The organism is Micromonospora sp. NPDC002411 (assembly GCF_053592955.1).
This window is the reverse complement of the sequence record NZ_JBSFBM010000039.1, coordinates 17,179-28,929: the sequence shown is the minus strand read 5'-3', so window position 1 is coordinate 28,929 and position 11,751 is coordinate 17,179. Positions and strand designations below refer to the sequence as shown.

The following is an 11,751-nucleotide window of genomic DNA, read 5'->3' as shown; positions in this document are numbered from 1 at the left end:
CCGGATCAGGGCGACCACCGTGCGACCGGCCCGGCTGAGGTCGACGTGGGCGTGGTAGCCGGTGATGACGCCCGACCCGGAGCAGGAGGCCCGTGCCGCCCCGTGGCGCGTCGGCTTCGCCCTGTCGCTGGGCGAGGCGGTCGCGCCCGACGAGGTACGCGCGGCGGTGGCCGTCGACCCGGACGGCCACGCCGCCTGGTTCGCGGCCAACGCGGTGATCGAGCACGGTGACCTGGCCCTGGCGTCGGAGCTGCTGCCCACCGCCGCCGTCGACACGTGGACCGAGGCCGCGGTGCTCACCTCCCTGGCCCACATCGCGCACGCGAACGGTGACCAGGCCACCCTGGAACGCACCGCGACGCGCAGCGCAGCGCTGTTCGCCGACCTCGGCGACCGGTGGGGCCGGCTCCGGGCGACCGAGTGGGTGGGCGGGCTGGCCGACATGCGCGGCGAACACGAGCGCGCCGCCGCGCTGCACCGGGAGGGGCTGCGCTGGGCCGAGGAACTCGCGCTGTGGCCGCAGGTCTGCGCCGAGCTGTCCTGGCTGGCCTGGCTCGCGGTGCAGACCCGCGACTACACCGAGGGCCGGGAGCTGGCCGAACGGGCGTACGGCCTGGCGGTGGAGCAGGGCTCGCCCGGTGCGCTGGTCTTCGCGGAGATGAGCCTCGGGCTGGCCGCCCGCCGCGACGGGAAACTCGACCTGGCCGTCACCCACCTCACCCACCTCGTCGAGCTGGGCCGGGGCGAGAGCCAGCCGGCACTGTACCTGCCGATGGTTCTGGTCGAGCTGGGCTACGCGGTCGAACAGGGCGGCGACCCGGACGCCGCGCTGGCCCTGCACATCGAGGCGTTCGAGGCCGCCGAGGCGATGGCCACGATGCGCGACGCTGTCGGCCCCCTCGAGGGGATGGCGGCGGCGGTGCGCTCCCCCGAGGTCGCCGCCCGGCTGCTGGGCGCCGCTGCCGCCGCCCGGCTCGCCACGCAGTCCCCCGCCGCGCCGGCCGAACGCGACGACGTGGAGCGGGTGACCGAACGCCTGCGGGCCGAACTCGGGCCGGAGCGGTTCGACGCGTTGCTCGCCGAGGGCGCGAAGCTGAGCCCGGGCGAGGCCCGAGCCCAGCTCTGAGTGTCGGTCAGGCCGTCATCTTCGGCCGGTACGAGGCGACGATCACGCCGCTCTTGTGCACTCGGGTGTCGACCAGGTCGAACGACGCCTTGACGTCGGTCAGCGGCGCGGTGAGGCTCGGGCCGCCCTCCAGCACCGGGTGGATCCAGAACCGGACCTCGTCCACCAGGCCCGCCTTGATCAGCTGCGCGGTGACCGAGCCGAAGCCGTACTGGATGATGTTCCTGCCCTCCTGGGCCTTGAGCGCGCGGACCGCCTCGACCAGGTCGCCCTGGAGCACCTCGGTGTTCTTCCAGGTGGGGTTGGTGAGGGTGGTCGAGGCGACGTACTTCCTGACGTTGTTGAAGTACGCGGCGCCCGTGGTCGGGTCGCTTTCGTCCCGGGTCGGCCAGGCGGCGGACATGCCGTCGTAGGTGGCCCGACCCATCAGCATCGCGTCGGCCTCCTCGGTCTGCTCGCCGGCGAGGCTCATCGCCTCCTCGTCGAAGTACGGCGAGGTCCACATCGGGTTCTCGATGACGCCGTCGAGGGTGACGTAGGTCGAGTTGATGAGCTTGCGCATCGGAATCTCCTGGGTGTGTGTCAGGTGCTTCGGTGACACCCAGAACTCTGCCGGCTTCCGCTTACGATTTGCTTCAGGTGCGCTCGCCCGGCTCCGAAAGCGGGTCGGTCAGCGGGATGGGCAGTGCCTGCGCGGCCACCGTGCCGCCCCCGGTCGAGTGCGCCGGCGCGGGGCGGTCGCCGGCGCGGCTGTGCAACCGTCCCTGCCCGGCAGGCCCGGCACGCCTGGCCACCTCGACGGTCACCATCCGCACCGGCGGTGGCGGCGCGGTGAAGCGCCCGACACCCCATCGCACCCAGATCGGAATCCGGCCGGCGTCCGCCTCCGCGGCCAGCTTCTGCACCGTACGGGCCCGGTCGGTGTGGTCGACCTCGACGACGACCGGTGGGCCGTCCGGGCGGGCGCACGCCACGTCGAGGACCGAGTGCCGTTGCTGAAGTGGCGGCGGCAACGGCAGGACGCTGGGCGCGCGCCGGTAGACCCGCCAACCCTGTGCCTCGGCCCACCGCACCACAGCGTCGATCACCTGCGCGGTGACCTCGTCGGTGTTCAGGTCGACGAAAGTCAGGTCGGTCAGCCAGCGGCCCAGGTCGGCGGCCAACCGCTCGCCCTGCGCCGTCACGTCCACCGGCGCAGGATAGCGCCTCAGCCGACGGTGGCCGCGGTCGCGGCGAGGTGCCGGGTGAGCCAGGCGGTGGTGGCCGAACGCGCCGCCTCGGCGTTGTCGCGGGCCAGGAAGTCGTGCCCCTCACCGGTCAGGACGAGATGGGCGTACGGGGCGTCGCGGGCCGCCAGGGCTTGGGCGACCTGCGCCGACTCACCCGCCGGCACGTTCGTGTCGTTGGCGCCGTGGATGAGCAGAATCGGCACGTCGAGCCGGTCGAGGTGGGTCATCGGCGACAGGTCCCGCAGCAGGTCGGCGTCGCGTACCGGGTGGCCGTACTTGCTGACGGCGGCGGCGGCGATCCACGGCTCGGTGCCGGCGAAGAAGGTGTGGAAGTCGGAGATCCCGCACTCGGCCACCCCGGCAGCGAACAACCCGGGGAAGTTCACCAGCACCGCGAGCACCAGGTAACCGCCGTAGGAGCGGCCGAGGCAACCGACCTGCCCGGGGCGCGCCACACCGCTGTCGATCAGGTGGTCCGCGCACGCCGCGACGTCGGCGATGGCCCCGTACCGGCCGGCCAGGTTGTCGGCGGTCACGAAGGACCGACCGAAGCCCGAGGAGCCCCGCACGTTCGGCGCGAACACCGCGACGCCCTGCGCCACGAGAGCCTGGAACAGCGGGTTGTAGCGAGGACGCTCCTGCGCCTCCGGGCCACCGTGCAGGCTGATGGCGGTGGGCCAGGGCCCTGGCCCGACCGGGCGGTAGAGCCAACCGGAGAGCGGCAGACCGTCACGGGCACGCAGGTCGACCAGTTGCGGGGCGACACCGCTGCCGCCCGTACGCGCGACGCCGCTGTCCGGCCGCAGCGGACGCGGCGCCCCGGTCGCCGGGTCGACCAGCCAGACCTCCCGGGGTTGCACCGGCCCCTGCGCGGTGAGGCAGAGCAGACCACCCTCGGCGGCGAAGACGGCGTCGTCGAGCACCTCACCCGGGGCGGCGACGGCCCGCTGCACTCCGCTGGCGAGGTCGAGCAGGCTGACCTCGCTGCGGCCCCCGTAGGTGTTCCAGAGCAGGGCGGCCCGACGTCCGTCGGCGCTCGGCGTGGCCTGCTCCAGCTCGGCGTCCGGCCGCCAGGCGAGCCGGGTCGGCGTCACGTCCGGGCGAGCCAGGTCGACCCGCACCAGCGCGGCGAGCTCCGAGTACGCGTCCGTGCGGGCCAGCACGCTCGTCCCGCCGGGGCCGAACCAGCCCTGGTCGGTGCTGCCCCGCCCGGTGTCCGTCAGCAGCCGCCGCCGCTCCCCGGTCGCCACGTCGAGCAGTTCCAGCCAGCGGGCGTTGCGAGGGCCGCGGCGCAGCAGGGCGCTGCGGGCGTCCGGGGTGACGTCCAGCAGGGTGAGCAGGTCACCCTCGGCGAGCACCCGCCGGTGCCCGGTGTCCGCGTGGATCAGGACGGCGGCACCCCGCTCGGCGGTCTCGGTGACCATCAGGACCGCACCGCTGGCCAGCCAACCGGCCGGCGTCGCGCTGTGGCGTCCGAAACCGGCGACCTGGTGACGCCCGCCGCCGTCCGGCCGGAGCAGCCACACCTCGGTGCGGGGCGCGCCGCCGGGAGCGACGACGCAGGCCAGCCACTGCCCGTCCGGGGACCAACTCACCGCCAGCACCGGATCGTCACCGGTGGGCAGCGCGACGGCGTCATCCGCGCCGACCTGGCGGATCCAGATGCCGGGCGTCCCGGCCCGGTCGGAGAGGTACGCCACCCGAGCGCCGTCCGGGGACGGCGCGGGTGCGAAATTCTCGACGACGGGCGTCGGTGTCGGCCGACGACCGGCGAGGCGGGTCCGACGGGTGGTCCGCGGCGCCTCGATCCGTACGCTCATCTAAACCCCGATCCGCTGCAACCAGAGCTCCAGCAGCCCGAGCTGCCAGAGCGCGTTGGAGCCCAGCGTGGTCCGCCGGGCGTTCGGCGCGTCCAGCAACTCCTCCAGGTAATCCTTGCGGAACAGGCCCCGTTCGCGGGCCGGCTGGGCGGTCAACGCGTCGCGGACGTCGTCGAGCAGCGGCCCGGAGAGGTGCCGGATGGCGGGCACCGGGAAGTAGCCCTTCGGCCTGTCGATCACCTCGTCGGGCACGATGCCCCGACTCGCGGCCTTCAGCACGCCCTTGCCCCCGTGCGCCAACTTCAACGCGGGTGGGCAGGCGGCGGCCAGCTCGACGACCTCGTGGTCGAGGAACGGCACCCGGGCCTCCAACCCCCACGCCATGGTCATGTTGTCGACCCGCTTGACCGGGTCGTCGACGAGCATCACCAGGCTGTCCTGACGCAGCGCCGCGTCCAGGGCGGTGTCCGCGCCGGGTGCGCCGAAGTGCGCGGCCACGAACTCCAGGCTGGCGTCGTGGTCGAGCATCCACTCCGGCGCCAGGTGCCCGGCGAGCGCGTCGTGCCGACGGTCGAAGAACACCCGGGCGTACGCCTCGACGGCGTCCGACCGGGCGACGTTCGCCATCGGCGGGTACCAGTCGTAGCCGGCGAAGATCTCGTCGGCGCCCTGCCCGGACTGGACCACCGTGATCCGCTGTGAGACCTCCTCGGAGAGCAGGTGGAAGGCGACGCAGTCGTGGCTGACCATCGGCTCGCTCATCGCCGCGACGGCCTCGTGCACGGCGGGTACGAACCGGGCCGCGCCGACGCGGATCTGCTGGTGGTCGGTGCCGAACTCACGGGCCACCAGGTCGGAGTAGTGGAACTCGTCGCCGGTCTCCCCGGCTGCCGCCTCGAAGCCGATGCTGAACGTCGCCAGTTCGGTCTGGCCCTGCTCGGCGAGCAGGGCGACGATCAGGCTGGAGTCGAGGCCGCCGGAGAGCAGCACACCGACCGGCACGTCGGAGACCATGCGACGGCGTACGGCGGTGCGTAACGCCGTCATGATCCGTTCCTGCCACTCCCCGGCGGACATCGGCGCGGCGGCGGCACGGGTGAACTCCGGCCGCCAGTACACCGTGTCGGTGCTCCGCCCGTCCGCGGTGATCACCCGGATGGTGGCGGGTGGCAGTTTGCGGATGCCGGCGAGGATGGTGCGCGGCGGTGGCACCACCGAGTGGAACGTCATGTAGTGGTGCAGCGCCACCGGGTCGAGGTCGGTGTCGACGTCACCGGCGGCGAGCAGCGCCGGCAGCGTCGACGCGAAGCGGATCCGGCCGGGCCCCTCGGCGAGGTAGAGCGGTTTGATGCCGAGCCGGTCGCGGGCCAGCACCAGGGTGCGCGTGGCCAGTTCGACGAGCGCGAACGCGAACATGCCGTAGAACCGCTCGACGCAGGCGACGCCCCACCGGTGGTACGCCTTGAGGATCACCTCGGTGTCCGAGGTGGACCGGAAGGAGTAGCCGGCAGCGGTCAGCTCGTCGCGCAACTCCCGGTAGTTGTAGATGCATCCGTTGAAGACCAGGGCCAGCCCCAGTTCACCGTCGACCATCGGTTGGGCACCCGCGTCGGACAGGTCGATGATGCGCAGTCGCCGGTGCACCAGCGCCGCCGGGCCGTGCTGCCACCGGCCCTCACCGTCCGGGCCTCGGGAGGCCAGGGCGGGCAGCATCCGCTCGACGGCCGCCATGTCCGGTGGCGCCCCGTCGAGGCGAAACTCACCTCCGATACCGCACATGGCATCCACCTCTCATCGGCTCGGGCCGCTGACCGGTCCAGGCTTGGCGGACCGGGTTGCGCCCCGATGACGCGGGGGTCAAGCGTGGGTTACGCCGACGGTTGGTCGGCTCCACCGAGCAGCCACGTGTCCTTCGACCCACCGCCCCGGGACGAGTTGACGATCATGCTGCCGGCCGGCGCGACGCGGGTCAGGGCCACCGGCGCCACCTCGGCGGTCTCCCCCAGGAACACGAAGGCCCGCAGGTCGACGTGGCGGGGCGCGAGTGCCGTCCCGTCGAAGACCGGATGGGTGGTGAGCGCGATCATCTCCTGGGCGATCCAGCGGTGCGGGGCGGCGAGGATCTGCTCGCGGACGGCGTCCAACTCCTCCGCCTCCGCCCGTGGACCGATCACCACCCGGTCGCCGCCGTACCCGTCGACCGGCTTGAGCACCAGCTGATCGAGCCGGCCCAGCACGTCGGCGCGCTGCTCGGGCAGTCCGCACAGGTACGTCGGCACGTCCGGAAGCAGCGCCTTCTCCCCCAGGTAGTACTCGATCAGCCGGGGCACGTACGCGTACAACGCCTTGTCGTCACCGACGCCGTTGCCCAGCGCGTTGGCCAACGTCAGCCGGCCGGCGTGCACCGCCGCGAGCAGCGGCCAGCCCAACGGCACGCCGTCGGCCCCCGGCGCGTGCAGCAACGCCTCCTCGTCCATCCGCAGGTAGATCACGTCCACCTGGCTGCGGCGACCCTCCCGGATGAGCTGGACGCGACCCTCCTCCACGAGCAGGTCGCCGCTCCCAGCCAGCGGTACGCCCATCTCGTCGGCGAGCAGCCGGTGCTCGAACCAGGCCGGGTCACCCGGACCACTGCTGAGCACCACCACGGCGGGGTCGTCGGCAGCGGCGGGCCCGGCAGCCACCAGTGCCCGGTGCAGCATCGCCGGTGTCTCGTCAGCGGGCAGCAGATCGTCGGGGACCGGCAGCTCGGGCAGCACCGCCCGGGTCAGTCGACGGTTCTGCACGGCGTAGCCGATGCCCGAGGGCACCCGCAGGTTGTCCTCCAGCACGTACCAGCTGCCGTGAGGATCACGGACGAGATCGGTGCCGGACACCTGGGCGCGGGTGCCCCGCCGGCCCATGAGCGCCCCGGTCGGGCGCAGTCCGGGTGAGGATTCGACCACCCAGGCCGGGACCACGCCGTCGGCCACCACGGTCCGGTCTCCGTAGACGTCACGCAGGAAGGCGTCGAGCGCGCGGGCGCGCTGCACCAGGCCGGTGCGCAGGGTGCGCCAGTCGGCGGCGGGAACCACCCGGGGCACCAGGTCGACCGGGAAGAGTCGGGTGCTCGCCTCGCCGGCCACGCTGAAGGTCACGCCACGGGCGCGCTGCTCCTCGTCCCGGTCGTGCTCGCGGTGGCGCAACCCGTCGGCGCCGAGGCCGCGGAGGGCGGCCAGCAACGGCCGGTACGCGGGCTCCGGTCCCGCCGGGCCGAAGACCTCGTCGTCGGTGTGGGCGTACGTGGGTAGGGCCGGTGCGGTCGGCGCGCCGGGCAGTGGCCCCCGTACCCGTCCCCGGGTCTCGTCGAGCAGCAGGTCGACCACGTCCGCCAACCGGCCCCGCCGCTCGTACGCCCGCCGCTGCCGCGCGGCCGAGCTGCCGCGTTCCAGCGCGTACCGGGTCAGCTCACTGACCTGCTCCCAGTCCCCGGTCGCCGTCAACTGCGGGCGCAGGTCGGTCACCAGTCGGCGGACCGCCTCGGCCGCCGGCACCGGTCGGGCCGACCGGGGCAGGTCGAGCAGGTCGCCTTCGAGGCCGGACCGGGCGGCCCGCCAGACGGCGGCGCGCAGCACCGGTGGGCGCACTGCGGTGCGGTCCACACCGGCGCGAAGCGCGGCGACCTCCCGCCGTACCAGCGCCCGGAACAGGCCGGTGAGCAGGACGATGATCTCCACGTCGGCGTTGGCGTCGGTGATCCGCAGCTCCACTGTGGGCACGTGCGCGGAGGGTCGGACGTCGAAGTAGATCATGGCGGGATCGGTGATGGTCTCGGAGGAGATCAGCTCGGCGACCAGCGCCTCGTGGTCCGCAGCGCTGCTCACCTCCCCCGGGTCACCGGCGGTGGGCCAGCGCTGCCAGACCAGCGACCGGACGCTGGCGTAGCCGCTGTCCTGACCCATCCAGTACGGCGAACTGGTGGAGAGGGCGAGGAGCACCGGCAGCCACGGTTGAACGCGGCGGGTGACCGCGACGGCCAGATCCCGGTCGGACACGCCGACGTGCACCTGCGCACCGCAGATCAGCTGCTCCCGGGCGAGCATCTGGTATTCGTCGAGCATCCGCCGGTAACGGGAGGTGGGGGTAACGCTCGGGTCGCCGTCGGCGCGCAGCGGCACCGTGCCGGCCGCCACGATGCCCAGGTCGAGCCGGTCGGCGACCTGCACCGCCGCCTGGCGCAGCCGGGTCAGCTCGGCGCGGATCTCGTCCAGTGTGCGGCAGACAGCGGTGTTGGTCTCCACCACGCTCTGGTGCAGCTCGGCGGTGAACGAGGTGGCCGGCAGCCGATCGAGCAGCTCGCCGGCCCGGGGCACCAGCTCCCGAGTGTGCAGGTCGACGACGTGGAACTCCTCCTCCACCCCGATGGTGGCCAGGTCCGCCGGGTCATCATCGTCCACCGGCAGGACCGATGTGGGGCGAGGCGTGGGCAGTGCCCGGCCGTTGCCGGATCGGCCCAGCGGCCCGTCGAACGTGGTCGCGTTCGTGGTGTTGTCGGCCATGGTCACCCCGGTTCACGAGTCGGTGGTCGTGGCTGTCCGACGAGCGTTCCCAGGGTTGGTACCGGGTGCGTTTCCGGCGCGTTAAGGTGACGCGCTGTTCTGCCCAGCCGGGCATCGAACGGCCGCGCCGGCGCTGATCGACACGAAGTCGCCGATGTCGGGGTATCCCGTTGGTGCGGATACTCCGACATCGGCGAACTGAGGAACGGCCAGCATCACCTCATGTTGGCCACCACGAACGGCGCGTGGCCGTGCAGGTAGTTGTTCCACCCGCCCGTCACCGGCGCGCCGGGGCTGAGCAGGTTGGTGGTGTCGGTGCCGACGTCGAGTTTCCAGGCGGTCCAGGAGATGCCGTTCGCCTTCATCCAGTCGATCCAGGACTGCGCCTCGGGTAGGCAGGACCGGCCGTCGAGGCCACCGTCGGCGTTACTGGCGCCCCACTCGGTGACGAAGAGAGCCAGCCCGGCGCGGATCGCCGCGTCACCCTTGGCGCGCAGCGCCGAGCCGTGCGTGCACGAGTAGAAGTGCAGCGTGTACATCAGGTTGGTGCCGGAGACCGGGCTGGCCGCCGCCACGTCCACGTCCTGCGACCACGTGGGGGTGCCGAGCACCACGATGTTGTCGGGGTCGGCGGCGCGGATCGCGGAGACCACCGCCTGGTGGTACGACTTGATGACGTTGGTCCAGCTCACCTGCAGCGGTTCGTTGTAGGGCTCCCAGATGACGTTGGGCAGGTGACCGTAGCGGCGGGCCAGGTCGCCGAAGAACGCCACCGCCTGGGACTGGTTGTTCTGCGCCTCGTGGGCGTGCCAGTCGACGATCACGTACACCCCGGCGGTGACCGCGTTGTTGATGATGGTCTCCACCTGCGTACGGGCCTTGTTCGGGTCACTGAGGTACGCGCCCGCCGGCTCGACGCCCATGGCCGCGCGGATCACCTGGAGGTTCCAGTTGTCCCGCATCCAGCGCAGCGCGGAGAGGTTCTCGGCGTATGGTGCGGTCTCCCAGTTGAGCCACATGCTGCTGATGCCGCGTAGTTGCACACGCGCGCCGGACTTGTCGCACATGGTGGTGCCGCAGACCCGCAGTTGCCCGTGCCGCTCGACGGGTGTGCCAGTGGTCGGCGGCGGCGTGGTGGGGGGCGGCGTGGTGGGAGGCGGGGTCGTCGGGGGTGTGCCGCCGGCGCAGGAGGCACCGTTGACTGTGCAGTTCAGCGGCGTGCCGGTGCCGTTGACGAGGAATCCGAACGACGTCGACGCGCCGGCGGCGAGGGTGCCATTCCAGGACACGTTGGTGAAGGTGTAGCGGCTGCCGGAGGTCGTCTGCTGCGCGTTCCACGACTGGCTGACGCTCGACCCGGACGGCAGGTCGAACTCGACCCGCCAGCTGGTTATCTGTGCGGACGTGTTGTTCGTGACGGTGACCTGACCCTGGTAACCGTTGCCCCAGGTGTTCGTCACGGAGAACACGGCGGTCGCCGCGCTGGCCGGTGTGGCGGCGACCAGGGCCGCCCCGCCGGCCAGCAGGCCGGCGACGGCCAGGGTCGTGACAAGTCTCAGTGTGCGCATGCGGAACCCGCTTCGGATCGACGGTGGTGGTCTGAGGCGGGGCGGCGCCTGGGCGCACGATATCGATCAATGACTATAGAGGCAAGGTGGAGGCTCTGGCCGGAGGGCTCAGCACCGGCGCCCCACACCGGGTCCCGGCCCCGATCAGACCGGTCCCCGCGGCGCTCAGGAGGCTCGGCGTACCCGGTAGGCCAGGTGGGTGACGCCGTCGCCCTCGACGACGCTGAACGGGCCGTCCAGCTGAAGTGGGGCGATCTTGAGGTCGGCGAAGAGCGGGACGCCGGCACCGAGCAGGACCGGGACGAGGTCGACGTGCACCTCGTCGAGCAGGCCGGCCTCGACGACCTGGGCGGCGATGGTGCCCCCGTTGACACCGACCTCCTTGTCCCCGGCGATCGCCTTCGCCCGGGCGATCGCGCTCTCGATGCCGTCGCTGACGAAGACGAAGGAGTCGTTCTCGGCTGCCCAGCCCTCCGGCACGCTGTGGGTGACCACAACGACGGGCACGTCCAACGGATGCCGACCACCCCACCCGCTGGTGATGTCGAAGAGCCGCCGGCCGACGACGAGCGCGCCGGTCCGCTCGGTGAGGGCCCGTAGGTGCCGGGCACTCGTGGCCGAGGTCCGAAAGGTCAGCTCGGGGTCGGCCGTCGGCGTCTCGACGTCGCCGTTTTCGTACCACTGGAAGAGGTACTCGAAGCCACCGTGGGACGCGTCCGCGATGTAGCCGTCCAACGACATCGTCGCCCCGGTCGTCACCTTCGTCATCGATCCACTCCTCGGTCCGTGCCGTGTCGGCTCGTCGGCGAGGCCGGCTGCTCCGGCCCTCAACCCAAGGTCGAAGCCGGCGCACCGTCCTCGACACGTCGGCCGAGCTTTCTCCTGAGTGTCGACCGAGGCCGTCAGGGGCGCAGCGCGTTGAGTACGAGGTCGGCGTACCGGCGCCACACCGCCGGGTCGCGCTCGTCGAAGACGATGAGCTGCCGGACCGCTCCGCAGAGGATCACCCGGATGTCCAGCTCGCCGGCGTCCGGGCGGATCCCGCCGGACGCTCGGGCCGCCACCAACAGCTGCCCGATCAGGGCCAGGATGCGCGCGGCGGGCACCAGCCTGCCCTCGAAGAACGCGTCGGCGAGGACCCGGTCGGAGGCGAGGCGTTCGAACAGGTCGGGCACGAACGAACACCACTCCCGGTACGCGTCGGCGCCGTCGAGCGCCGCCCGGATGCGCTGCTCCAACTCCTGGAACTGCCGCTGAACGACCGCGACGATCAGGTCTTCTTTGCTGGGGTAGCTGCGGTAGACCGTCGCGCGACCCACCCCGGCCCGCTCCGCCACCTGCGGCACCGTCACCTGGAGACCCTGCTCGGTGAAGAGCTCCCGGGCGGCGGCGATGACCCGCTCCTGGTTACGGCGGGCGTCCAGCCGCCGACGGGGAGTCTCCGGGTCGCTCGGCGTCGGCGGCGTCATG

General features: G+C 72.4%; 9 protein-coding genes and 1 pseudogene. 1 reads left to right on the top strand and 9 read right to left on the bottom strand.

Annotated elements, in window-relative coordinates; genetic code table 11:
* Positions 1-75 (bottom strand): annotated as a pseudogene (locus ACWCO3_RS07785) (Lrp/AsnC family transcriptional regulator); the annotation flags it as partial.
* Between ACWCO3_RS07785 and ACWCO3_RS07780 the strand changes: the two are divergent.
* A complete protein-coding gene (locus ACWCO3_RS07780; RefSeq protein WP_450009047.1) occupies positions 65-1,126 on the top strand; it encodes a hypothetical protein in 1,062 nt (353 codons plus the stop codon). The pseudogene ACWCO3_RS07785 and the gene ACWCO3_RS07780 sit on opposite strands and share 11 nt — an antisense overlap.
* Before the next feature lie 7 nt (positions 1,127-1,133).
* Here ACWCO3_RS07780 and ACWCO3_RS07775 read toward each other — a convergent pair whose 3' ends face one another.
* From ACWCO3_RS07775 to ACWCO3_RS07740, 8 genes are all read right to left on the bottom strand, one after another.
* Complete coding sequence (locus tag ACWCO3_RS07775; protein ID WP_358054229.1) at positions 1,134-1,688, bottom strand: dihydrofolate reductase family protein; 555 nt, start codon at positions 1,686-1,688, stop codon at positions 1,134-1,136.
* Between the two features lie 73 nt (positions 1,689-1,761).
* Entirely contained in the window at positions 1,762-2,316 is a 555-nt protein-coding gene (locus tag ACWCO3_RS07770) for a hypothetical protein (RefSeq protein ID WP_450009045.1), read from the bottom strand.
* A gap of 17 nt (positions 2,317-2,333) precedes the next feature.
* A complete protein-coding gene (locus ACWCO3_RS07765; protein ID WP_450009044.1) occupies positions 2,334-4,175 on the bottom strand; it encodes a S9 family peptidase in 1,842 nt (613 codons plus the stop codon).
* Entirely contained in the window at positions 4,176-5,954 is a 1,779-nt protein-coding gene (locus tag ACWCO3_RS07760; protein WP_450009042.1) for an N-acetylglutaminylglutamine amidotransferase, read from the bottom strand.
* A gap of 89 nt (positions 5,955-6,043) precedes the next feature.
* Positions 6,044-8,713, bottom strand: a complete 2,670-nt coding sequence (locus ACWCO3_RS07755) for a glutamate--cysteine ligase (protein ID WP_450009040.1) — start codon at positions 8,711-8,713, stop codon at positions 6,044-6,046.
* A 215-nt stretch (positions 8,714-8,928) separates the two neighbouring features.
* A complete protein-coding gene (locus ACWCO3_RS07750; protein WP_450009038.1) occupies positions 8,929-10,281 on the bottom strand; it encodes a cellulase family glycosylhydrolase in 1,353 nt (450 codons plus the stop codon).
* Positions 10,282-10,446: 165 nt separating this feature from the next.
* Positions 10,447-11,049 carry a dihydrofolate reductase family protein gene (locus ACWCO3_RS07745; protein ID WP_145780914.1) on the bottom strand — a complete coding sequence of 201 codons (603 nt, stop codon included), beginning with the start codon at positions 11,047-11,049 and terminating at the stop codon, positions 10,447-10,449.
* Positions 11,050-11,183: 134 nt separating this feature from the next.
* The gene (locus ACWCO3_RS07740) at positions 11,184-11,750 is read right to left on the bottom strand and encodes a TetR/AcrR family transcriptional regulator (protein WP_145780912.1); all 567 of its coding nucleotides are present in this window, start codon (positions 11,748-11,750) and stop codon (positions 11,184-11,186) included.
* Position 11,751: the final 1 nt, after the last annotated feature.

Coding starts and splice junctions, on each gene's coding strand:
- ACWCO3_RS07740 (WP_145780912.1), bottom strand. CDS start 11,750: ATGACGCCGCCGACGCCGAGCGACCCGGAGACTCCCCGTCGGCGGCTG.
- ACWCO3_RS07750 (WP_450009038.1), bottom strand. CDS start 10,281: ATGCGCACACTGAGACTTGTCACGACCCTGGCCGTCGCCGGCCTGCTG.
- ACWCO3_RS07775 (WP_358054229.1), bottom strand. CDS start 1,688: ATGCGCAAGCTCATCAACTCGACCTACGTCACCCTCGACGGCGTCATC.
- ACWCO3_RS07765 (WP_450009044.1), bottom strand. CDS start 4,175: ATGAGCGTACGGATCGAGGCGCCGCGGACCACCCGTCGGACCCGCCTC.
- ACWCO3_RS07760 (WP_450009042.1), bottom strand. CDS start 5,954: ATGTGCGGTATCGGAGGTGAGTTTCGCCTCGACGGGGCGCCACCGGAC.
- ACWCO3_RS07745 (WP_145780914.1), bottom strand. CDS start 11,049: ATGACGAAGGTGACGACCGGGGCGACGATGTCGTTGGACGGCTACATC.
- ACWCO3_RS07780 (WP_450009047.1), top strand. CDS start 65: ATGACGCCCGACCCGGAGCAGGAGGCCCGTGCCGCCCCGTGGCGCGTC.
- ACWCO3_RS07755 (WP_450009040.1), bottom strand. CDS start 8,713: ATGGCCGACAACACCACGAACGCGACCACGTTCGACGGGCCGCTGGGC.